The sequence below is a fragment of the Roseococcus sp. GW821-FHT12F05 genome, assembly GCF_058806835.1.
Genome location: NZ_JBXAQB010000007.1, coordinates 245,659 through 264,716 on the forward strand (window position 1 = coordinate 245,659; position 19,058 = coordinate 264,716).

The following is a 19,058-nucleotide window of genomic DNA, read 5'->3' on the forward strand; positions in this document are numbered from 1 at the left end:
GCTGTGACGCTGGCCATCCTGTGCTCCGGGCAGGGGCGGCAGCATCCCGGCATGTTCGCCCTGACCGGCGACGCGCCGGAGGCCGCAGGCCTCTTCGCGCATGCGGCGACCCTGCTCGGCGGCCGGGACCCCCGCGAGATCGTCCGGACCGCGACCAGCGAGGACCTGCACCACAACCGCCTCGGCCAGATCCTCTGCACCCTGCAGGCGCTGGCTGCGGCGGCGGTGCTGGGGGATGCGTTGCCCGACCGGCTCGTCGTGGCCGGCTACAGCGTGGGCGAGGTGGCGGCCTGGGGCGTCGCGGGAAGGCTGGACATGACGGACACGCTCGATCTCGTCGCGCAGCGGGCGGAGGCCATGGATGCGGCCTCCAGCCCCGGCGACGGGCTGCTCTTCGTCCGTGGCCTCTCCCGCGATGCCATCGATGGGCTGTGCGCGCAGCACGATGCCGCGGTGGCCATCGTCGATCCGGGCGATGCCTTCCTCCTCGGGGGAAGCGGCGCGGCCCTCGCCGCCCTCGCCGAGGCGGCGAAGGCGATGAACGCGACGCGGGTCGTCGCCGTGCCCGTGGAGGTCGCGTCCCATACGAAGCGGCTCGCGGCGGCCTCCGCCGTGTTCCGGGAGAGCCTGAGCCATGTGTCGGTGAGGCCTCCGCGCAGCGGCACGCGGCTCCTGAGCGGGATCGATGGCACCCCGGCCATTGATGCCGACGCCGGCCTCGACAAGCTGGCCGCGCAGGCCTCCCGGACCGTTCAATGGGTGGCCTGCCTGCAGGGCTGCCTGGAGGCGGGCGCCACCGCCTTCCTGGAGCTCGGCCCCGGGCCGGCGCTGAGCGAGATGGTGGCCGGGATCCGTGGCGACGTTCCGGCACGAAGCCTGGACGACTTCAGGACCCTGCAGGGCGCGCGTGCATGGCTGGCGCATCGCTGAGGGACGTCCCGGCCTCCGCGGCCATCTCCCTGACATGGACGGAGGCCGTGACGGAGCTCCCCGGCCTGAGCCGGTCGATCAGCGGCTGCCCCGGGTCGAGCAGGATCCGCACCGGGATGCGCTGCACCACCTTGGTGAAGTTCCCCGTCGCATTGTCCGGCGGCAGCAGCGAGAAGGTCGACCCGCTCGCCGGCGAGGTGCGGTCCACCCGCCCCAGCAGCACCGCGCCGGGGAACATGTCCACCGTCACCTCCGCCCGCTGCCCCACCGCGATGTGCGTCAGCTGCGTCTCGCGGTAGTTCGCCGTCACATAGACCAGCGGCAGCGGCACCAGCGGGATCAGCGCCGTGCCCGGCGTCACGTAGTTGCCCAGCTGGACCTGCCGCGCCCCCACCATCCCGTCATAGGGCGCCACGATCCGCGTGTAGCCGAGCTGCAGCCGCGCCGTCTGCAGCGCGGCCGCCGCCGCCTGCTGCGCCGCGAGCAGCTCCGCGCCCTGGCCGTTCAGCACCTCCAGCTGCCGGCGCTGGGCGACGATCGCGGCCTCGGCGGCGTTGAGGTCGGCCACGGCCTTGTCGTAGGCCGCCGTCGCCTGCTCGACGAGCTGGCGCGTGCCCGCGATGCCGCCGGCGAGCAGGGTGACCTGGCGGTCGCGCTCCTTCTGGGTGACGACGCGCTGGGCGACGGCGGCGTCGCGCTGGGCGATGGCGGTGGCGATGGCGGCCTCCTGCAGGGCCTTCTGGTTCTGCAGGTTGGCCAGCGTGGCGGTGGCGCCGGCGAGCGCGGCCTCGGCCTGGGCCACGGCGGCCTGGAAGTCCGCCGGGTCGATCTCGACCAGGAGGTCGCCGGCATGGACGCGCTGGTAGTCGGTGACGCCGAGGCGGAGGATGTTGCCCGCCACACGGGCGCTGAGCTGCGAGATGTTCGCCTGGATCGAGGCGTCGTCCGTCGTCTGCACCGACTCGTCCCCCAGCCAGACCCAGAAGGAGGAGGCCACCACGGCGCCCGCCAGCACGAGCGCCGCGCCGAGCAGCGGCAGGTCCAGGCGGCGCACCGTTGCGCTGACGGTCGGGGTCTTCACGAGTGGCGTGGCCGACATGGTTCAGCTCCTTCCGAGGGAACCGGCCTGCCGGCGCCATTCCTGGCGCGCGGCGCCGGATGAAGGCGAGCAGGTCCTGTCGATGGCGTGGAGCGGGCCTTGGACCTTGGGCGCGCTCCTCCCCCGCCAGGCCTGGACGCACCGGTGCGCGTCAAGGGTTCCTGGCCCCTCGCGGTCAGGATGTCGCGGACGGAGCGCCAACCCGGGCCGCCCACCCGTGCGCCCTGCACAGGGACGATGTTCCGGGCGGGCTGAGCCGTCGCCATGATCGGCGCCGCCAAGTTCAGCGGGCGTGCGAGCAGGGCCGCGCATCGGATGCGTGGAAACGACATGATGTCACCTCGACGGTTGACGGAAATGTTCGGACAATGCCGCGTGGCGGCATCGGTCGCATGCGGCGGCCGCGAAACACGAGCAAAAATCGGAAAAGCCCCGAAAGTAAATGTTAATGCCGGTGGGGAGGGGCGCTTGCCGGAGCAGGCGAGCAAGCCGGCATCGCCGGGATGCGGAAGGGCCTGTTCGGCCGGGCCTCGAAATCAGCCGGCCCCCTCTCCTTTACAGCCGCTCCGGCCGCAGCGTCGGGGCACATCCAGGCCGGCGGGCGCCAAGTGGTGCGAGATGCCCAACCGGCTGACAATCCAGGGTTCTGGCGAGCAGAGCCTGCTGAAGGTCGACGTTTTTGTGGCGATCGCGAAATGCTATTGCGCAGTGCAGCATTTCCGGCTTTTTTAGCAAAATGTCAGGCAAGGGGAATGTATTATGAATGATGTTCTTGACCCTACTGTCGCCCTCAAAGAACTGTCGCAGTGGCGCGGGATAGATGGGCGGGCAGCAATCCAGAGAAAGTTTCGTTTCAAGGATTTTTCGACAGCGTGGGGCTTCCTGACACAAGTCGCTATACTCGCGGCATCGCGCAATCAGTATCCCGAACTCATTAACAATTGTGAAAGGGTCACGGTGATCCTGTCGGCAGGGGAGCTCGGGGCATTTGCGGAAGCAGATGTCGAGATGGCCAAGGCAATCGACTCAATCCTTCCTCCTCCTCCGGCTCCGGTCAACAAGACCAAGGCCAAAACCTCGTCGTCGCGAACTCGCTGATCCGGTTCGACCCAAGCGTCGTCTTACGGTATTGGAGCACCTCGACAGAAACCTGGCGCGGATTTCCCCCGAGCCAGGCGCATCATTCCTTAATATTATCGCCCTTGAGCGATGATATTAATTCACTCATGTCGCAATTTTTCTTTGCAATTATTTGTAAGATTCTGAACGTCGGCATGACTGAATCCGTCGTATGCCCGCACAGACGGGCAGACGCGATGGCGGCTTGTGAAGGGGCTTGCCCAGCCGCCGAGATTGCCCTCGCCCGGCGCGGCAGCCGCGCCAGCGTGGACCAGCCAAGCACCAGGCGACAGCGAGACCGCCACCGCGATCTTCACCCTGGCGACGCCATCCATCCCATGGCCGGTCGTCCCCCGACCTTCCTTCGTTACACTGCGCGAGAGGGCCTGATCCTCGCCTCGGCACCGCAGTTGAGAGGGACGCGAGGCGCATGCCAACCCGCCGGGTATGAAAATTTCCGCAAATCAACAGAAAATTTGGATGGCGACCCGTACGGGATTCGAACCCGTGCTGCCAACGTGGACCATCACAAAGATGTCAAATCAGTTGCGTAAACTGGCAACCAATCTACCATGCCGTCACTCCCTCAAATCCATCTTCGGCCCATAGGTCCGGCAGCGCAGGCACACCATCCGGCGCTGCATGTCGTGGAAAGTGATCCGATCGTCGAGGCGGTGCCAGACGATCCAGGTCTGGACCCGCGCCCCGGCCCAGTTGCGGCAGCCGGTGCATCTGACAGAGAGGAAGCTATTGAGGCGCCAGTACAGCGGGTCGACCGGCTTGGGCCCGCGCATGTTGGCGGCCATGGTGCACCTTCAGCTCCGCGCCAGCACGTACTGCACGGCGTCGGAGATCAGCGACGCTGGCAGGGCCGGGTGCTGCGCCCAGGCCGCCTCGCGGGCTGCGAGGGCAGGATCCTTGCCCGCCAGCCGGGCGGCTCCCGCAGCGGCCATCACGGCCGCCAAGGTGGCCATGGTGAAGCCGGCGGGGATCATCTCCGGGCGAGCGATATCGCCGGCCGGCGCGTCCGATAGCGCCCCGTCCATAGTCGTTCCTTTCCGACGCCGTTCAGTCGCCGAACAGCTCGTCCATGCTGCGGAGGTGGGCGAGGCTGAGCGCGATGGCCGTGTTGACCGGCGGTCGGTCCATCAGCGGCGGGCCCACCGGCGACCGCCAGGCATAGGAGTGAAACTCTGCCTCGGCTTCGACCGCCGAGCCGTCCCAGATGTGCGCGTCGACATAGGGTGTCTCCTGCACCGACCAGCCGCTATTGCGCGCGTGATCCCTGCGGACCTCGGCCTCGACCGCGGCCAGATCCGCCGTGTACCGGGCGCCTGGATCGCGGCGGAGAAGCAACGCAATGCGCCGATCCAGATCCTCGTCCGGCCCCTCGGCGCGCTCGAGGGCGGCTATGACCTCGCGGTAGAGGTCCTGGATGTCCTGCCAGCTCAGATCGTCATAGGTCTTCATTCAGAACGGCAGCTCTTCGGGCGGCATCGAAAGGCCCCGCGGCAGCATCTGGCGGGGCAGCGCCTCGGCGCGCAGCAGATCGCGCAGCGTCGGCACCCCGCCCGACGGCATCGGCACGTAGCCCACGACCATCAGCACCAGCCCATCGGGCAGATCCTCACCCTCGATCGGCAGGAGATCGTGGCCGTCCTCGACGCAGAGGCGGCCGCCCCGACCACGGTCGACCAGCCCGACCGAAACGGGCATCGTCTCCCTGTCCGTGACCAGCACCAGGCCGCCCACATAGGGCGCTACGCCGTCATCGGTGACCAGCAGGTCGCCGGCGTGCGGGCCGAGATAGGACAGGTCGTCGTCCGGCATGGCGACCTTGAGGCAGGCATCGTCCTGGAACCAGGCCGCCAGGGCCACACGATCCCATTGGCCATCCGGGCGCAGCAGGGGCTGGCGCCCCGACGTGACGTCGTTGGCGTGCATTGCATTCCTCTCCATGCTCTCGATGACGAGAACATAAACGGAACATCAAGGGGGAGTCGAGTCGGGAATCCGCTAGAGCAGCGAGCCCTGCGCCGGCGCCGGCACGGGATCAACGGAGGCGGGAGGGTCCTGCCGGCCGCCCCGGGCCACGATGGTGAGCGCGCCATCGGGCAGGGGAGCCTGCATCTTCCGGGCCTCCTCCCAGGGCGCCGTCATCCAGAACTCGAGCTGCTCGGAGGTCGTGAGGATGACGGGCATGGCCTTGGGGTGCACCGCCCCCACCTCGGCGTTGGGCGGGCAGGTGAGGAAGGCGAAGAGGTCGGCGGTGACCGTCCCCTCCTTCACCTTCCGGATCGAGGTCCACTGCGGCACCCAGATCCCGGCGAAGAAGGCGAGCGGCCGCTCCTCGCCGAAGGCGAACCACCATGGCTCCGTCTTGCCGCTGGCCGCCAGCGCAGGCTCGGAGAAGCTGCTGAAGGGCACGAGGCAGCGATGCTCGACGCCAAGCCAGCGCCGCCAGTGCGGGCTGGTCGTGGTGCGGACGTTGGTGACGCCGGGATCCCGCCCGCTGGCCGGCAGCAGGTTTTTCGGCGACGGCAGCCCCCAACGCGCCATGGCGAGCTCGCGCACGCCGTCGGCGCCCGCGCGAACGATCGGCGCGGAATAGTCGGGGTAGATGCCTGGCTGGGGGATCAGGTTGCCCAGCCCGTCGCGCATGGCGCGGGCGGCCGAACGGACCTCCGCCTGGCTGCGCATATGGGAGTAGAGGTTGCACATGCCCGAGAGCCTGCCGCAGCATGCGACGGATTTCCAGATCGAGGTGCCCTTCCAAGGGTCGCGCCCGAAACGCCCTGAAACCCCGCGCGTTAGGCGAAGGTCAACAGGAGGTTCGGCCATGCCCGCCAAGCGAGAGCTCATCGATACCGGCACCGACAAGCGCTACGTGCGCCGCGACGAGAAGGGCCAGTTCAAGGAGGTGGTCGACGTCGGCAAGTCGCTCGCCGCCGACCAGCGGCAGCACGCGACGACGCCGGCGAAGCCAGGCCAAGGCGACAAGGGCGATCGGCCCAAGAAGGCCTGAGCTGCGGCCACGCCGGACTTCACGGATCGGTTTCGGGAGGAGGTGGAGCGCACGGCTGCGGGACGCGGGCCGACCTCCAGCGCGGCGGCCGGGTGACAGGCGAGCTTGATCGACCGGCCGGACCATGGCGCGCCGGGGGGATCGACACCCACGGGCACGGGGGGCGGCCAGGAGTGGGTGATCAGGGGATCCTGATCAAGGCGCGCTCGGAAGGTCCGCGGGCGCGTTAGGATGGCTTCCGGACCCCAGGAGCCCGCCATGCCGAAGAAGCGCCCCGCCAACCCGATGATCGAGCCCGCCCTGGTCACGGGCGTGGGTTTCGACCTCTTCGGGCCGGACCACGTGGTCCTGACGGTGCACTTCCTGGAGGACGTCGAGAAGATCGACGGCCCGCAGAAGCGGGCCCGCTTCCTGTTCCAGGCCGACCAGATGAAGGCGATCGGCGCCAAGTTTGCGGAGGCCGCCGACCTCTCGGCGGGGATGAAGAACCCGCCCGGCAGCGCCTGAAACCGTTGGCCGCGCCGAGTCGTTGGGATTCGTCCGCCGCAGGAGGCAGAGATGAGGATCCTGGTCGCGTTCGTGCTGGTCGCTGGGGCCGTCAGCTGGGGGATCCTCGGCGGCGGGCCGGTGGAGTTGGTGCCCGGCAGCAAGATGCCGCAGCAACTCTCGCAGCTCACGCGATGAGCGGCGCCGACGACATCCAGGCGAGGTTCCGCCAGGAGGTCGAGCGCGAGATGGAGGGCCGCTGGCTCACCTCTCCGCTGGCCGAATGGATGGAGACCCACCACGCCGACGCCGCCGAGCTGCTGGCGCACAAGGGCATGAATTGGACGAAGGCCGCGGAGGCCTTCGCGGCGTCCGGGCTCCAGGATCACCGCAGACAGCCGCCCACCGCCGAGACGGCGCGTGAGACCTGGCAGCGGGTGGAGGCGCGCCGGCGGGCGGGGCTCAAGCTGCGCGGGGCGAAGGGCTGATGCCGCGCTACTTCTTCGACCTGGACGTGAACGGCCTGGTCCAAAAGGACACCGCGGGCCGGGAGCTCGCCGATCGCGACGAGGCCCGAAAGCGGGCCAATGACGTCGTCTCTTCCCTCACGCGGATCTGGGACACGACCAAGGCGCTGGATTGCGCCTGCACGGTGCACGACGAGATGGGCGGACACGTCTACCGCCACTCCCACACCGGGCAAGCGGTGACGCCTGAGATGCTTCAGGCCGTCAAGGAGAAGAAGGCCCAACGCGCGGCGGCGCGGCTGGCCGCGCAGGGGGCGAAGGCAAGCCGGCTGTGATCTGAGATCAGCGCGTCGGCGCTTTTACGATGGCGGGAACCGCACCCTTTGCCACTGCAAAGAGCTCGCCGTCAGGCTTCTCCCAAACGTCCTCGCACGGGCCGCCGAGCTCCGGGCGCCGAATCCAACCAGCCTGCTTCGGCGTGAAAATATCACCGATGCCGCTGTAGATGCCGTACGCGGGGTTGGGCTTGTCCATACCCTCACCCTACCACGCTCGCCACCCGCCCTGAAACGCAAAAGCCCCGCGCGGATTGCTCCGGCGGGGCTCTCTTGCTGCGGTGGAAGTCGCATCCACGACTACGAGGCTCATCACCCCGCGCTCACTTCTAGCCCTGTGCAGCGTCAGCAATCTCGGGCCTGGGATCGGCATCCTGGGCGAGGCCCATGTGTCGAAGTAGCGTCACCGGATCGATATAGCCGTCGACCAGGACGCGGTCGCCCTGGACATCGACATAGGGGCTGTCGTGCCCATGCTCCTGCCCTTGTGCCTCAAGGGCCGCAACCAAGCGCTTCAGAAGGTCATCCATAAGCCGCTTCTACCTACCCGCGCTCGCGATCTCCCGCGTGATCTTGCGTTGCACGGCCCGCCCGAAATCCGCCCAGGTCTCAGCCTGCATGACGAAGCCGCCCGGCGTCACGGCGTTCTCGCGCAGCCAGTCGGCCGCACCGACAGGTCCCACACCGATCGCGTTGATGCGCACGCCCTGCGCCCCGGCATAAGCGCGCGCCGCGAGGGTGGTGGCCTCGTTCGCCTCGCCGTCGGTGACCAGGTCGATCACCTCGCGCTCGGCCGCGCACGGAGCCTCGCCCAGGGCCCGCAGGCCGGCGTGGAGCGCGCCGCCGATGTCGGTGCCGCCGGGATAGCCCCGAGGCGCCTCCCGCAGCGCCCTGGCCGCCAGTGACGCATCCTCGGCCGAGCGCAGCACCCGCCAGGACAGGAGGGGTGTGGCGCCGTCGCTGAAGGCCAGCGCGGCCACGGCGAGGCCGTCATCCCGATCGATCGCTCGGACTACCTCGGGCGATTCCAGCGCGGCCGCGTGACCGTGGATCTGCAGCGACCACTCCGGGTCCTTGATGCTGCCGCTGGCGTCGAGGAGGAGCACGAGGGCGATGGCACAAGCGATCATCGCCACTCGTAGGGGAAGAGCTTCCCCTCCCTTTTGGCCTGCTCCCGCCTGCGCAGGAAATCTCTGTACCGCACACGCTCATCGACGAAGAGCCAGGCGATGAAGAGTGCCGGGACGGAGAAGAATGCGATGGCGATCCACGCAACGAAATCGTGGCTCACGCGAGCACCGCCATCGCCTTGGCGTAGCGCACCTTGACCTCAGCGAGCCCGATCGCGCCCCCGTTGACGATCTTCCGGACTCGCGTGATGTCGCCGGCGTCGGCCGGCACGTTGCATTTCGCCACCTCCCAGAAATGCGCCGCGCTCTCGGCCGCGCCGGACATCTGCTCCAGGTCAGCCAGGAGGGCGTCATCGAGCTTCGCCCCGACCAGATCGGCGAACCGCTGATAGTTCGCGCGACCGGTGAGCTGCATGCAGCCCCTGCCCCGGAACCGCCACCCATCGCCGGGCTGCGTGTTGCCGAGGTTCCGCCGACCCCACTCGCCCCCGTAGATGATGTTGGCGATGCTCTCCGGATTCGCCGGCTGCTTGCCGGGGATGCGCCCGACCTGCTGCGCCTGGAATGGCGTGATGCGCGGCGGATCGCCCTGCCCGAACTTCTCGATCAGCGCATCGGCCGTGTAGTTCAGGTTCTCCACCAGCACGCGCCCGTCGCCGGTCTCGTTGCCGATGTTGGCCAGGAAGGCCGCCAACCGCAGCTTCGTGGTGATCCCGCGCGCCTGGCAGGCGCGGATGAGGTGGACGGACCATGCGGCCGGCTCGGCCCAGCCGAGGGAGCGCAGGACTTCGGCGGTGGGGAGGCATACCCCGGCAGGAGCGGGCGTCTGTGCCGGGGCATCGGGGTTCATAGTCTCCCACGTCGCCGGCCCGACCACGCCGTCAGACGCCAGCCCGCGCGCCTGCTGCCACGCCCGCACGGCCGCGCGCGTGACCTCGCCATAGATGCCGTCCTGGACCTCGCCCAGGATGCCCTGCACGCGGCGCACATCCTCCCCGCGGCTGCCAAGGCGGAGGGGGAGGTTCATCCCGCCCTCCGGTCCATGATGTCCATGAGCTTGTCGGCGGCCTTGCCTGCGATCTCGTCCGCGGTCGGTACGGCGTTCGCGACGGCCGTGACGGCAGCACGGATCTGGGCGTCAGGCTCGGCCGGCGTCTCGACCTGCGCCTTCGTGGCGCGCCACGACCAGACGGCCGTGCCTGCCACCACCAGCGGCCCGGCGAGCGTGTCGGCGACATTGCCCCAGAGACCGGCGTCGCCGACGCCAGCACGGGTAAGCCACCCGCCCAGGGCGAGCAGCAGCATGCGCACGGCCCAGGGGCCGACGGTCTTGAGGTCCATGATGATCTCCATGAGGTTGAATCTATTGCGGAAGAACGTGTTGCACTGCGGCATGCGCGGTGATGTGTTCCGGCCGCTGGCTGAGACGGCGGACGGCATTGGCCGAACGCGTTCTGCGCGCTCCTCGAGCGGGGGCTCGAGTCTGCCGTTTCAGTCAGCGCCGAGAGGATGCCGCTGCCCGCGCGGCGGTGCGTTGATTCTCGCCCTAGCTAGGGTCGATTAGGGCCGCCATGATATCTTGTTAATCGTCATTGGACTAACGGCTCCGGGAGCACGAAATGGTCGTCGAGAAAATTAAGCCCGAGCGATTCGATGACGTCTCTGTTCCCGGCTGGGGGAACATGCTTCGCGGAGAAGTAAAATGCCTGCACAGGGCGTTCGTGTTCCCTGACGAGCGGAGCGCATGGGCTTTTGCCATGCATATTTCCCTGCTCGCGGCGGCACATGATCGTTTTCCGCGCCTTCTGATTTTAGGACGGACTGTCGAGATCACCTGCGGCACGAGATCCGGCTTCACCCCTGTCGACGAAAAGCTGGCGAAGGCAATCGGCCTCATTTCGCCTCAGCCTTGGCTACAGCAGCCCAAGAGCTGAGCGCTATCCAGGGGATGCCGCCTATCTAGCGGCGGGGCGCCTAGAGCGGGCGCGGATAGACCGTGGGCTGCTCCGGAGGCTGCGCGGCCCCGGGACGCGCGCCCAGGCGGTTCTCGAGGCGGTCCTGTCGGCGCAGCACCTCTTCCATGCGGACGGTCTGCGCCTGCAGCTGAGCAGTGATCGTGGCGAGGCTCTGCAGCACCGTGCCGATCCGCTCGGCGCCGACCTGATCCGCCTGCTCGAGGGAGCGGATCCTGTCCCGCATGCCCTCCTGCTGCTGATCGCGCAGCCTGGCGGTGGTCTGCACATTCGTCTCCACAGCCTGGATGCGCGCGATCACCGTGGCATCGCTGCGCCCGTAGCCGATCGCGATGCCGAAGACCGTGATGCAGATCGCCAGCACCGCGCCGATGGCGGCCACCACCTTGAGCCAGCCCGGCACGGGGTCGCTCGGCTTCACATCCACCTTCACCGACAGCTCAGCGATCTTCGTTTCCAGGGTCTTGAGGACGTTCGCGAGGCTCTCCTCGCGCTGACGCTTATTGGTGTCGGTGTGGCCGAGCAGCCGGTCCAGCTTGGCGTTCAGCGCCGCGACGTCCTCGATGCTCTCGCCGGTGTGCGCCATCGTCAGTAAACTCCGATGTGGGCCGCCTGCTGGGCGAGATCGCGGGCTCGGGTCATGCAGCGATCCTCCGTCAGATCGTGATCGAGCGCTTGTCGGCCAGGAACTTCTTCACGAAGGCATAGATCGTCGCGATCTCGGTCGAGCTGAGCACCCGGTTGTAGATGGCCGTGAAGGCCTCGTCGCAGGTCGCGGTCGAGCCGCCGACTCCGTTGCCGCCGATGTGGAACTTCGTCCCTGACGAGTTGAGCGACCGCGGGCGATTGCTGTCCGCGTTCGCGACGGACGTGCCGTCGGTCATGTTGTACGCGACGTTTCCGCCGTTGTTCAGCATCGAGCCCGCGAGGAACTTGAAGGCCGAGGCGTCGGTGACCGCGAGCTGAGCATTGGACGTATAGGGCGTGCCGCTGTTGAGCCGCGTGCCCTGGATGCGCAGGTTGCCGGCCGGCGCCACCGACGGCGTGGTGATGATGCCGAGGCCGACGCCCTGGGTGGCGGACGGCCCCTGACAGCTCACGAAATAGGGCTGCGCCGCCGCGGATCCCGTGAAGGATTCAAACGATCGCGCGACGGTCAACAGTGTGACGTCCAGCGAGTCCGGAACATCGGACAGGAAATAATGCGTCCGGCCCGTGAAATGCACGTAGCCGGCATTGATCGTCGGGGATCCGACCACGGCGGCGGCGTTACCGCTGGGGGCCAGGTTCTTCAGCGAAGCGGCGAGGGTCCCGCCGAGATACCACCAGCCCACGAGGCCGCTCATGACCGGCGCCAGAAAGGCCAGGGGATTCGCGGAGAAGTCGGCCGAGCTGGCCCGGATGATGGTGCTCATGGGGATTCCTCGGCGGTGATGCGGAAATGGATGCAGGCGTTGTTGAGCGGATAGGGCTCGTCCACGAGGGCGGCGATGTTCTCCGGCGCGGCCTGGCCGACCTCGCCGTAGACGTACCGGCTGAAGGCGACCGAAGCGTCGCTGTCGAAGAGGTTGCCGTGCCCGTTGAGGCCGCCGCCCTGCTCGGCGTAGCCGATGACCAGCGCGCCCACCGGCTCCCTGCCGAGCAGCAGCTTGACGACGGCGTCGAGCTCGATCGTGACATCGAGGATGCTGACCGCTCCGTCGTCGTCGTAGGCGCGGAACCCCTTGCTCAGATAGTCGGTCGCGGTGTTGCTGACATAGGGCAGGCGCCACTGGAGGGGCGGCTCGGGCACGTGGAACGAGACGAGGGCCGTGGTGCCCCGCCACACCGCCCGCTGCGGCGACAGCGGCTTCCAGCCCTGTCCGAGGACCAGCACCTTGAACAGCACCTGCGCGGCTTTCTCGCCGAGCCATCGGTAGCCGTTGCAGTCCTCGTGCACGTCCTTGTTGGTGACGTGGTAGACCGGCCCGACCATGTAGGCGTTGGGGTCGCTCTCCGTGTAATCCCAGAGCGCGCGCTGCACGCCGATCAGGGAGCTGTCCCTGACCTCCTGCGTCTGGAAGAGGAACTTCGCGGCCGGCCTCGCCTGCCCCAGGCTGGAGGCGACGATCTCCGCATCGAGATCCGCGAAATAGGCCGTCAGATCCGCGAGGAAGGTCTCGTAGGCGGTGCTGGCGTCGTTGGTCCCCTCCAGCATGACCACGGCCGCCAGCGCGTAGCTGAGGCTCCCCACGCCGGCCTGGGCCTGCGCCGCGAGCATCATGTTCTTCGCGCGCTTGAAGAACTGGCCCTCCTCGCTCAGGCCGTTGCCGGTCGGCGCGTCGCTCTGGTGCTGCGCGATGGACGACCCCGAGACATAGGCCGTCGTGCCCAGGAATTTCCGGCCCGGGTCGGCCGAGACCGACCAGTGATCGAGCCAGCGGCGCCGCAGGGCGTTGAGCATGCCCTCGATGTGCGTCTCGCCCGTGTTGGTGCTGACGCCCTCGCCGATGCCCGGGACCAGTGCCGCGATTTCGGCGGCGTCCAGCAGCTCGCCGTCTGAGCCCCCCACGCCTGCGACCAGCGGCTGGAAGCCGTTGCCGGCGCCGCCCACCGACGTCCAGGCCGAGGCGCCGGCCGTCGTCGGCCGCACCGATGCGCCCATCATCAGATTGTCGAAGGGCTGGCTGGTGCTGATCGCGGGGAAGCCGCGCGCGCCGCCGGCGATGCTCTCGCCCACCGTCGCGAAATGATTGACCTGCGCGGTGATGCGCTGGATCTGCGTGTTGCCCTGGCTGACCACCGCGGCCGAGAGCGCGAGGGCGCGGGCATTCGCCGCGGCGATCTCTGCGGCGGAGAAATCCGAGCCCGGCACCGAGGCGGCGCTCGATTGCCACTCGCCCCCCGGCGTGGTGCCGACGCCGATGAATCCATAAGGGTCCGCGATCCCGAAGGCGAAGTCCGGCAGGTCGAATTCGAACCACTCTGCGCCGGCGGCCACGAAGCCGCCGCCCGACAGGCTCTTGAGGACGGTGGCGCCGGCCATGTCGAGCAGCTGGCCCCGCCCATCCGTCGCGAGGGTCAGCTTGAGGCCGCCGAAGACCAGCGGCCCGGCCGGATCGACATAGCCGCCGACGAAGCCATAGTTGTCGGCGAACACGTAGGGCCCCATGGCATCCGCCTGGGACTGGACCCGCATGCCGGGCAGCACCACCGCATCGCCGGCGACGCGGGGCGCGATCTCGATGTCATTGCCGGCCGAACGGAGCAGGCCGAAGAGCAGCGCAAGCATCTGGCCGTCGGCGCTGACCTGGAGCCCGACATTGCCGTACTCGTCCGGGATCGACACGCCGCCGCCCGATCCTGCAACCACCGCGGCCGGAACGGCCTGCACGTCCGCGTCGACCGTGCGGAGCAGGCGGCTTTCGCGCACCGCGGGCCAGTCTCCGGCGGTGCGCCGGTACACGCCCGCGAGGCGGGAGCCGTCGTCGTACTGCAGCGTGGCCGGCCTGGTGTCCGCGGGCTGGTAGGCGAGCAGCTCGGGCTCGGTGAAGAAGACCGGGCCGCCGTCGAGGTTGGCCGTGGTGTTGGCCGCGGCGTCGCGGGCCTGGTCGCGGTAGGCGCCCGTGGCGATCTTGTCCTCGGCGACCTGGCCCGCCTTGGTCGTCACATCCTCGGCGAGCGGCACGACGATGCCAGCCGTCTCGGCTACGGCCGCGGCGTTGGTCGCCACCTGCTGGCGCGAGGCCTCCACGGCCTGGGCGTCGCCGTCGGTCTGCTCGGCATCCAGCTGGGTCTGCTTGCTGTACTTCCGCGCCATCTGCGCCGCCCAGCTCTCGCCCGGCGCGGGGAACTGGATCCTGGGGTCGAGGAGGTCGGACATGCCGCCTCAGTCCTCGATCTCAGCAGGCAGCGGCACGATTTCCTCGTCGGGGCGGCCGTCGTCGAGGATCGCGCTCCAGCCCGCACGGGGCTGCCACGCCGCGGTGTCGCCGTTCCAACCGAAGCGCTCGCGCGCAACGCCGTCCGGATCGATCAGCAGGTAGATCAGGTACATGGATCGGCTCCGCTTCAGAGGATCGAATTCGTGAAGGCCGGGTCCGCCGCGAAGCGGTTGCGGATCAATTCCTTGAGGTCCGACCAGCGCTGCGCGTTCTCGGCGAGATGCATGGCCAACGGGACGACGCCCGCCGAGGCCATGTCGAAGTTGCCGCCGACCCCGCTGCCCTGAGAGGGGCGGGCGCCGATGCCGGAGGCTGTCTCGTCCACCGTGGCGCCGGTCGCGGAGAGGACCCAGGGACCGCCATTGATCGAGGCCGCGACACGGCCCAGGGAATGGTCGAAGGACGAGGCCAGGACGCACCACGTGTCGATCGGCCGCGCCACGATCTTCGCCTCGACGGTCAGTCCCGCACCGACGCGACAGTTGAAGGTCTCGCCATCGTTGAGGTTCCAGATGAAATCCATCCGGTGGCCGTTGACGCCGTCCGTGCTCCAGAGCGAGCAGGTGGACGGAAAGGCGCCGTTCAGGGCCGGCGCCCGCGCGACCATGATCTTGGTCCAATCGAGCGACGCGCTGGCCGGGAAGGTGTAGAGGAGCCGATCCGGCGCCCCATCGGGATCGGAGCGGAAGCGGAGCGCGGGCTTGCCGCCGAGCTGAGCATCCAGCCAGAGGGACTGCTGGGCCGGCGTGCCCTGCGCCAGCGTCGTGCCGCCCGCCTTGGTGGGCCGCAGCTGCGAGACGCGGTCATCGCCGCCTTTGGTCACCAGGGCCGCATCCGGGAACCAGATGTCGGCCATGGGGTTGATGACCTCGACGCGGAAGTCGATCAGCTCGAGCACGCCCGGCCCGGCCTGCACGGCGAAGTCCGGATTGTCGACGATGAGCGGCATGACGTTGGCCCTTCAGCTCAGCGAGAGCTCGGTGACGCACAGGTGATCGTCGAGCGGCAGGCCCGGCACCGCGATCGAGGTGCCGTAGCCGTTGGTCGCGAGGTAATTGCCCCAGGCCGAGCTGCGCTCCGGCGTCCCCGCGCCGCCGCCGGCGGCCGTGTCGGCCTCGTAGGCGTAGCGCACGACGGCGGTATCGCCCGGCCCCCAGGACGCGAAGGTCAGCAGGATCTCGTAGCCGACCTCGAGGTCACCGCTGAGGCTGGAGCTCAGGAGCGTCTTCGTGCCCGAGGCCTGCAGCCACCCGTAATTGGTCGCGGCCGGCAGCCGCGTCGTGTTGATCTCCACGCCGGTGCAGCGGTCCGGCAGGAGCAGCGGCACATGCCAGACGTTGCCCACGCGATAGAGGTTCTGCTTGTCGACGCGCAGGCAGGTGCGGACCTCGCGGCTGGTCAGCTCCCACGGGTCGTGGCCGCGCGCGATGCACGCAAGCGTGGCCTCGCGGATGATGTAAGCGGCCTTCGCCTCATACTCGCTCAGAAGCGCATCGCCGAGCGACTTGTAGTGCACGCCGCCCATCCCGTAGTCGCCCTGGAGCAGGTAGGTCGGGGCCGAAAAGGTGCAGCGGGGCGAGAGGCCATCGGCGTTGACGACCACCGTCTCCTGGCCGAGGGCCGTCCAGGCGGTCACACTGCCGCTGGGCGTCGCGCAGAGCTGCGAGATCGTGGCCCAGACCGGCTCCGGTTGCTTCGTGATCGCGCGGATATCGGCCTCGTAGTCGCCGCGCACCGTCCGGAAGGTCGCGGCCCAGGCCGGAGGCTGGACGCTGTTGCGCTCCGCCTCGCCCTGCCGGGCGACGAAGTCGACAAACCAGACGCGCCGCTGCCCGTAGGCCGCCGCGAACATCGCGATCTTGTCCCAGAGCATGAGCCCATTGGCGTAGGGCACCGTCCCCTTCGCCAGCGCCGTGAGGAACTGCCCGGCATAGCCATGCGCGGCGCCGATCTGCACGTAGGGCACCCGGCCGTCGATCAGGTCCCGCTGATAGAGCCAGCGCTGGCGGCTGGAGACGGGGCTTTCGGTGCCCGCCTCGCGCGAGGGAACCAGGTCCCGCACGCCGGCGGGGTCGATGGGGGCCGCAAGCGTGGAGAAGATGGGGCCGCCCGACTGCCCGCCCGACGGCATGAAGCAATGGTGCGGCGCCACGGGATCGGGCGTCGCGGGCGCATCGGCGGTCCCTGAGAGGCCGCCCATGCCGTTGCTCTGGGCGAGCGTGGTGCTGCCCAGCGCGATGGGCGCGTCGATCGACATGGCCGTGAGGGGGACCGGGAGGTCCATGCGCCCCGCCATGCGGGTGTAGCGGCCGTCGACCTGGCCCACGAGGTCGCTGCGCACGGGGATGCTGGCCAGCCCATAGCCGGCAGCCATGGGAGCGGCCGCCGCGATCCGGCCGGCCAGCATCCGGGACGGGGAGCAGTTCCAGCCGTAGATGTCCAGGAACGACCAGACCTTGGGCCGGCCGCCGCCCACCCCGGGCGTCACCACAAGCGGCTGGTAGCCCAGGAACTCCAGGCCCTTGAAGCCCCGCACGATGCGGAGGGCATAGGAGTTGAGCCGCAGCAGGTCGTCGACCCACGCCCCGACCTTCTTCCCGGCGAAGCGCGCGGCCCAGCCGATCTCGGGGTGGTTGGTCTCGTCCGCGTTGCGGATGCGCGCGTCGAGTTCTTCCTCCAGGCCGGGCAGCGTCGGCCCTTCGTCCACATAGCCGGCGGTTCCCGCTCCCTCGCCGCCGGCGGGACGCACGTCGTACCAGCGAAAGCCCCGCTTCAGCTGCCGCACGTTGTAGAGCAGCCGGTCGACGCCCGGTGCGGGCAGGTCGTTGAAGGTCTCGACCAGCACCGCCGCGCCGAGGACGGCATCATCCATGTTGGCGGCGATGTCCTGCATCTGGGCCAGCACGGGCTGCACGGCCGCCAGGCCCGCGGCGCCGCCCGCAGCCGCGCCAGCCGCGCCGGCAGCATCGGCGAATTCCTCCGCCTGATTCCTGTATTTCCGCGCAAGGGCAGCGCTGTAGCTCTCGCCCGGCGCGGGAAACTGCAACTTGGGCTTGGGCCGGCTAGCCATTCGGCGCTCCGTCGAAGATCGTGATTTCGCCCCAGACCCAGGTCGTCTCGACGCCCGCCTCGATCATCTCGATCGAGTAGCGGGCGGGCGTGGCGCCGGAGCGCGGCAACAGCGCGCGCTGCGCCTTGCTCAGGGTCGCGATGATGTCGCCCCAGGCGTCGGGGTCGGACTGGTCGCCGAGCGCGAACTCGTCGTCGACGCCGGTCGTGAATTCCAGCAATCCGCCGGCCCATGCGATGCGCAGCTTGAAGACCAGGCCGTCCAGCGGGACGGGCTCCTCGGCGCCGGTGTCCGGGTTGGTCCCCATCGCCGTCCACGTCTCGGGATCGTTGTCGCCGAGCACGAGATTCCACTCGCGGTATGGCGGCTGCGCCATGCGATCTGCTCCTGCGATGTCGGGGTGCGGCGTGCCGCGGGTGGTCAGAGGGGCGTCAGGGGTGGCGCGCGCCCTAAGGGCGGACCAGGAGCGTCGCGCGGCCGGCGGTCAGCGTGGTGGAAACGGCGCCGAGCTGCAGGTTGGTGATGCGGCCCACGCTGATGTTGCCGGCGCCCGTCGTGGATGTCTGGAGAGGCCCCGCGCTCAAGCAGAAGGCATGCGAGATATAGGCCCCGAGGTCGGGGTCCATCTCCATATGCCCAAATGCCGCGCCGCTCGCGATCGGAGGGGTGAGCGGGATATACGCCGCCGTACCGCCGCTATTGCTGTTCCCGCCGCTCGTCGTGTGGTTGAGCGTGAAACCATAATCCGAGGCGCCGGAGTAAAAGGTGCTGCCGCCATCGATGCTGACACGGGCGTAGATCAGCGCGGATGTGGCGGGGTCAACGCCCTCGAATTCGAGCCTCGCTCGCTTAGCCCAGGACGGGATCTCGAACTCGTACCCGGCGACGGCGCCGCTCTGGCGGGACCACACGGACCAGTCCGACAGATCCTCCTGCAGCCGCAGCTGCGTCGTACTGTGCGCGTACCAGCGCACCGGCGCGCCGGCCCTGATCACGCCAGGGCCGATCTCGCTCCCATCCGCACGGCGCAGCGGCAGCGCGGAGATGCCGTCGATCGCCAGCGTGACGTTGCCGGTGCTCGCTGACGCCGCATAGTAGCGGCCGCTCATCCCCGCGGCGAGCCGGTGCAGCGGCGGCAAATGTGAAACCGCGTGGGCGTTCGCCGTGCCCGTCGCGGTCGGAACGGCACCCTGCGAGCCGAAACGGGCCGCATCTGCCGTATCGATGATGGTGAGCGTCTTCGTGCCGGCGCCCCAGTTGATCAGCGAGCCGGTGCTGCTGTCGACCAGGGCGCGCGTTACGGTATCGGGTGAGCCGGCGGCAATCGTGCCCTCCACGATCTCCCACTGGTCGCCCATCCTCGCGATGTAGCGCACGGCCGCGCCGTTCCCGCCGCCCGTGACGAAGGTCCGGAAGGCGGCCGAGACGGCGCCGGCGAGCTCGTAGGCTCCGGTCCCCGTGGTGGTCGAGGTTTCGGCGACGCGATCAGCGAGCATGGGAT

General features: G+C 69.0%; 27 protein-coding genes. 8 read left to right on the top strand and 19 right to left on the bottom strand.

From position 1 onward, the window contains the following. The first annotated feature begins 3 nt into the window (after positions 1-3). Positions 4-930, top strand: a complete 927-nt coding sequence (locus tag AC1ROY_RS19040; protein WP_493150438.1) for an acyltransferase domain-containing protein — start codon at positions 4-6, stop codon at positions 928-930. On the opposite strand, the gene AC1ROY_RS19045 is transcribed toward AC1ROY_RS19040, so the two are convergent. Next, a complete protein-coding gene (locus tag AC1ROY_RS19045; RefSeq protein WP_493150439.1) occupies positions 887-2,029 on the bottom strand; it encodes an HlyD family secretion protein in 1,143 nt (380 codons plus the stop codon). The two genes, AC1ROY_RS19040 and AC1ROY_RS19045, sit on opposite strands and share 44 nt — an antisense overlap. A gap of 759 nt (positions 2,030-2,788) precedes the next feature. Between AC1ROY_RS19045 and AC1ROY_RS19050 the strand changes: the two genes are divergently transcribed. After that, complete coding sequence (locus AC1ROY_RS19050; protein ID WP_493150440.1) at positions 2,789-3,127, top strand: 4a-hydroxytetrahydrobiopterin dehydratase; 339 nt, start codon at positions 2,789-2,791, stop codon at positions 3,125-3,127. Positions 3,128-3,726: 599 nt separating this feature from the next. Here AC1ROY_RS19050 and AC1ROY_RS19055 read toward each other — a convergent pair. From AC1ROY_RS19055 to AC1ROY_RS19075, 5 genes are all read right to left on the bottom strand, one after another. Then, positions 3,727-3,954, bottom strand: a complete 228-nt coding sequence (locus tag AC1ROY_RS19055; RefSeq protein ID WP_493150441.1) for a hypothetical protein — start codon at positions 3,952-3,954, stop codon at positions 3,727-3,729. Positions 3,955-3,963: 9 nt separating this feature from the next. Next, positions 3,964-4,194: a hypothetical protein gene (locus AC1ROY_RS19060; protein WP_493150442.1), complete on the bottom strand. Its 231-nt coding sequence runs from the start codon at positions 4,192-4,194 to the stop codon at positions 3,964-3,966. Between the two features lie 22 nt (positions 4,195-4,216). After that, on the bottom strand, positions 4,217-4,618 hold the full coding sequence (locus AC1ROY_RS19065) for a hypothetical protein (protein WP_493150443.1): 402 nt from the start codon (positions 4,616-4,618) through the stop codon (positions 4,217-4,219). Beyond that, positions 4,619-5,092, bottom strand: a complete 474-nt coding sequence (locus AC1ROY_RS19070) for a hypothetical protein (RefSeq protein WP_493150444.1) — start codon at positions 5,090-5,092, stop codon at positions 4,619-4,621. A gap of 72 nt (positions 5,093-5,164) precedes the next feature. Further along, positions 5,165-5,869: an SOS response-associated peptidase gene (locus tag AC1ROY_RS19075; protein ID WP_493150445.1), complete on the bottom strand. Its 705-nt coding sequence runs from the start codon at positions 5,867-5,869 to the stop codon at positions 5,165-5,167. 118 nt (positions 5,870-5,987) lie between these two features. Here AC1ROY_RS19075 and AC1ROY_RS19080 point away from each other — a divergent pair, with 118 nt between their 5' ends. From AC1ROY_RS19080 to AC1ROY_RS19100, 5 genes are all read left to right on the top strand, one after another. Further along, positions 5,988-6,173, top strand: coding sequence for a hypothetical protein (locus AC1ROY_RS19080; RefSeq protein WP_493150446.1), 186 nt, complete (start codon positions 5,988-5,990; stop codon positions 6,171-6,173). Positions 6,174-6,431: 258 nt separating this feature from the next. Next, a complete protein-coding gene (locus tag AC1ROY_RS19085; protein WP_493150447.1) occupies positions 6,432-6,680 on the top strand; it encodes a hypothetical protein in 249 nt (82 codons plus the stop codon). A gap of 51 nt (positions 6,681-6,731) precedes the next feature. Next, positions 6,732-6,857: a hypothetical protein gene (locus AC1ROY_RS19090; protein ID WP_493150448.1), complete on the top strand. Its 126-nt coding sequence runs from the start codon at positions 6,732-6,734 to the stop codon at positions 6,855-6,857. Further along, entirely contained in the window at positions 6,854-7,147 is a 294-nt protein-coding gene (locus AC1ROY_RS19095) for a hypothetical protein (RefSeq protein WP_493150449.1), read from the top strand. Before AC1ROY_RS19090 ends, AC1ROY_RS19095 begins: the two co-directional genes overlap by 4 nt. Then, entirely contained in the window at positions 7,147-7,461 is a 315-nt protein-coding gene (locus tag AC1ROY_RS19100; protein WP_493150450.1) for a DUF6894 family protein, read from the top strand. The genes AC1ROY_RS19095 and AC1ROY_RS19100 overlap by 1 nt, the downstream gene beginning before the upstream one ends. A gap of 7 nt (positions 7,462-7,468) precedes the next feature. Here AC1ROY_RS19100 and AC1ROY_RS19105 read toward each other — a convergent pair whose 3' ends face one another. The 5 genes from AC1ROY_RS19105 to AC1ROY_RS19125 all read right to left on the bottom strand — a co-directional run bounded on the left by AC1ROY_RS19105 (position 7,469) and on the right by AC1ROY_RS19125 (position 9,986). Then, positions 7,469-7,660, bottom strand: a complete 192-nt coding sequence (locus AC1ROY_RS19105) for a hypothetical protein (protein ID WP_493150451.1) — start codon at positions 7,658-7,660, stop codon at positions 7,469-7,471. 130 nt (positions 7,661-7,790) lie between these two features. Further along, positions 7,791-7,991 (bottom strand): hypothetical protein, encoded by a 201-nt coding sequence (locus AC1ROY_RS19110; RefSeq protein ID WP_493150452.1) that lies wholly within the window; start codon positions 7,989-7,991, stop codon positions 7,791-7,793. Between the two features lie 9 nt (positions 7,992-8,000). After that, the gene (locus AC1ROY_RS19115; protein WP_493150453.1) at positions 8,001-8,591 is read right to left on the bottom strand and encodes a DUF1194 domain-containing protein; all 591 of its coding nucleotides are present in this window, start codon (positions 8,589-8,591) and stop codon (positions 8,001-8,003) included. Between the two features lie 157 nt (positions 8,592-8,748). Next, entirely contained in the window at positions 8,749-9,618 is an 870-nt protein-coding gene (locus AC1ROY_RS19120) for a peptidoglycan-binding protein (protein WP_493150454.1), read from the bottom strand. Beyond that, the gene (locus AC1ROY_RS19125; RefSeq protein ID WP_493150455.1) at positions 9,615-9,986 is read right to left on the bottom strand and encodes a hypothetical protein; all 372 of its coding nucleotides are present in this window, start codon (positions 9,984-9,986) and stop codon (positions 9,615-9,617) included. Before AC1ROY_RS19125 ends, AC1ROY_RS19120 begins: the two co-directional genes overlap by 4 nt. 224 nt (positions 9,987-10,210) lie before the next feature. Here AC1ROY_RS19125 and AC1ROY_RS19130 point away from each other — a divergent pair, with 224 nt between their 5' ends. Next, positions 10,211-10,525 (top strand): 4a-hydroxytetrahydrobiopterin dehydratase, encoded by a 315-nt coding sequence (locus AC1ROY_RS19130; RefSeq protein WP_493150456.1) that lies wholly within the window; start codon positions 10,211-10,213, stop codon positions 10,523-10,525. Between the two features lie 40 nt (positions 10,526-10,565). Here the strand turns inward: AC1ROY_RS19130 and AC1ROY_RS19135 are convergent, their stop codons facing one another. The 8 genes from AC1ROY_RS19135 to AC1ROY_RS19170 all read right to left on the bottom strand — a co-directional run bounded on the left by AC1ROY_RS19135 (position 10,566) and on the right by AC1ROY_RS19170 (position 19,053). Then, on the bottom strand, positions 10,566-11,150 hold the full coding sequence (locus AC1ROY_RS19135; protein ID WP_493150457.1) for a hypothetical protein: 585 nt from the start codon (positions 11,148-11,150) through the stop codon (positions 10,566-10,568). 70 nt (positions 11,151-11,220) lie between these two features. Continuing rightward, positions 11,221-11,979, bottom strand: a complete 759-nt coding sequence (locus AC1ROY_RS19140) for a hypothetical protein (RefSeq protein ID WP_493150458.1) — start codon at positions 11,977-11,979, stop codon at positions 11,221-11,223. Next, on the bottom strand, positions 11,976-14,426 hold the full coding sequence (locus AC1ROY_RS19145; RefSeq protein WP_493150459.1) for a hypothetical protein: 2,451 nt from the start codon (positions 14,424-14,426) through the stop codon (positions 11,976-11,978). The genes AC1ROY_RS19140 and AC1ROY_RS19145 overlap by 4 nt, the downstream gene beginning before the upstream one ends. Positions 14,427-14,432: 6 nt before the next feature. Further along, a complete protein-coding gene (locus AC1ROY_RS19150) occupies positions 14,433-14,600 on the bottom strand; it encodes a hypothetical protein (protein ID WP_493150460.1) in 168 nt (55 codons plus the stop codon). Between the two features lie 14 nt (positions 14,601-14,614). Then, the gene (locus AC1ROY_RS19155; protein ID WP_493150461.1) at positions 14,615-15,436 is read right to left on the bottom strand and encodes a hypothetical protein; all 822 of its coding nucleotides are present in this window, start codon (positions 15,434-15,436) and stop codon (positions 14,615-14,617) included. A gap of 12 nt (positions 15,437-15,448) precedes the next feature. Then, on the bottom strand, positions 15,449-17,557 hold the full coding sequence (locus tag AC1ROY_RS19160) for a hypothetical protein (protein ID WP_493150462.1): 2,109 nt from the start codon (positions 17,555-17,557) through the stop codon (positions 15,449-15,451). Further along, positions 17,550-17,933 carry a hypothetical protein gene (locus AC1ROY_RS19165; RefSeq protein WP_493150463.1) on the bottom strand — a complete coding sequence of 128 codons (384 nt, stop codon included), beginning with the start codon at positions 17,931-17,933 and terminating at the stop codon, positions 17,550-17,552. The genes AC1ROY_RS19160 and AC1ROY_RS19165 overlap by 8 nt, the downstream gene beginning before the upstream one ends. Positions 17,934-18,006: 73 nt before the next feature. Then, entirely contained in the window at positions 18,007-19,053 is a 1,047-nt protein-coding gene (locus AC1ROY_RS19170; protein ID WP_493150464.1) for a hypothetical protein, read from the bottom strand. Positions 19,054-19,058: the final 5 nt, after the last annotated feature.

Excerpts from the sequence above, each read along its gene's own strand:
- AC1ROY_RS19090 (WP_493150448.1), top strand. The coding sequence starts at position 6,732 with ATGAGGATCCTGGTCGCGTTCGTGCTGGTCGCTGGGGCCGTCAGCTGG.
- AC1ROY_RS19100 (WP_493150450.1), top strand. The coding sequence starts at position 7,147 with ATGCCGCGCTACTTCTTCGACCTGGACGTGAACGGCCTGGTCCAAAAG.
- AC1ROY_RS19070 (WP_493150444.1), bottom strand. The coding sequence starts at position 5,092 with ATGCACGCCAACGACGTCACGTCGGGGCGCCAGCCCCTGCTGCGCCCG.
- AC1ROY_RS19085 (WP_493150447.1), top strand. The coding sequence starts at position 6,432 with ATGCCGAAGAAGCGCCCCGCCAACCCGATGATCGAGCCCGCCCTGGTC.
- AC1ROY_RS19075 (WP_493150445.1), bottom strand. The coding sequence starts at position 5,869 with ATGTGCAACCTCTACTCCCATATGCGCAGCCAGGCGGAGGTCCGTTCG.
- AC1ROY_RS19065 (WP_493150443.1), bottom strand. The coding sequence starts at position 4,618 with ATGAAGACCTATGACGATCTGAGCTGGCAGGACATCCAGGACCTCTAC.
- AC1ROY_RS19160 (WP_493150462.1), bottom strand. The coding sequence starts at position 17,557 with ATGGCTAGCCGGCCCAAGCCCAAGTTGCAGTTTCCCGCGCCGGGCGAG.
- AC1ROY_RS19045 (WP_493150439.1), bottom strand. The coding sequence starts at position 2,029 with ATGTCGGCCACGCCACTCGTGAAGACCCCGACCGTCAGCGCAACGGTG.
- AC1ROY_RS19115 (WP_493150453.1), bottom strand. The coding sequence starts at position 8,591 with ATGATCGCTTGTGCCATCGCCCTCGTGCTCCTCCTCGACGCCAGCGGC.
- AC1ROY_RS19155 (WP_493150461.1), bottom strand. The coding sequence starts at position 15,436 with ATGCCGCTCATCGTCGACAATCCGGACTTCGCCGTGCAGGCCGGGCCG.
- AC1ROY_RS19135 (WP_493150457.1), bottom strand. The coding sequence starts at position 11,150 with ATGGCGCACACCGGCGAGAGCATCGAGGACGTCGCGGCGCTGAACGCC.
- AC1ROY_RS19170 (WP_493150464.1), bottom strand. The coding sequence starts at position 19,053 with ATGCTCGCTGATCGCGTCGCCGAAACCTCGACCACCACGGGGACCGGA.
- AC1ROY_RS19080 (WP_493150446.1), top strand. The coding sequence starts at position 5,988 with ATGCCCGCCAAGCGAGAGCTCATCGATACCGGCACCGACAAGCGCTAC.
- AC1ROY_RS19150 (WP_493150460.1), bottom strand. The coding sequence starts at position 14,600 with ATGTACCTGATCTACCTGCTGATCGATCCGGACGGCGTTGCGCGCGAG.
- AC1ROY_RS19050 (WP_493150440.1), top strand. The coding sequence starts at position 2,789 with ATGAATGATGTTCTTGACCCTACTGTCGCCCTCAAAGAACTGTCGCAG.
- AC1ROY_RS19145 (WP_493150459.1), bottom strand. The coding sequence starts at position 14,426 with ATGTCCGACCTCCTCGACCCCAGGATCCAGTTCCCCGCGCCGGGCGAG.
- AC1ROY_RS19060 (WP_493150442.1), bottom strand. The coding sequence starts at position 4,194 with ATGGACGGGGCGCTATCGGACGCGCCGGCCGGCGATATCGCTCGCCCG.
- AC1ROY_RS19055 (WP_493150441.1), bottom strand. The coding sequence starts at position 3,954 with ATGGCCGCCAACATGCGCGGGCCCAAGCCGGTCGACCCGCTGTACTGG.
- AC1ROY_RS19165 (WP_493150463.1), bottom strand. The coding sequence starts at position 17,933 with ATGGCGCAGCCGCCATACCGCGAGTGGAATCTCGTGCTCGGCGACAAC.
- AC1ROY_RS19140 (WP_493150458.1), bottom strand. The coding sequence starts at position 11,979 with ATGAGCACCATCATCCGGGCCAGCTCGGCCGACTTCTCCGCGAATCCC.
- AC1ROY_RS19120 (WP_493150454.1), bottom strand. The coding sequence starts at position 9,618 with ATGAACCTCCCCCTCCGCCTTGGCAGCCGCGGGGAGGATGTGCGCCGC.
- AC1ROY_RS19095 (WP_493150449.1), top strand. The coding sequence starts at position 6,854 with ATGAGCGGCGCCGACGACATCCAGGCGAGGTTCCGCCAGGAGGTCGAG.
- AC1ROY_RS19105 (WP_493150451.1), bottom strand. The coding sequence starts at position 7,660 with ATGGACAAGCCCAACCCCGCGTACGGCATCTACAGCGGCATCGGTGAT.
- AC1ROY_RS19125 (WP_493150455.1), bottom strand. The coding sequence starts at position 9,986 with ATGCCGCAGTGCAACACGTTCTTCCGCAATAGATTCAACCTCATGGAG.
- AC1ROY_RS19110 (WP_493150452.1), bottom strand. The coding sequence starts at position 7,991 with ATGGATGACCTTCTGAAGCGCTTGGTTGCGGCCCTTGAGGCACAAGGG.
- AC1ROY_RS19130 (WP_493150456.1), top strand. The coding sequence starts at position 10,211 with ATGGTCGTCGAGAAAATTAAGCCCGAGCGATTCGATGACGTCTCTGTT.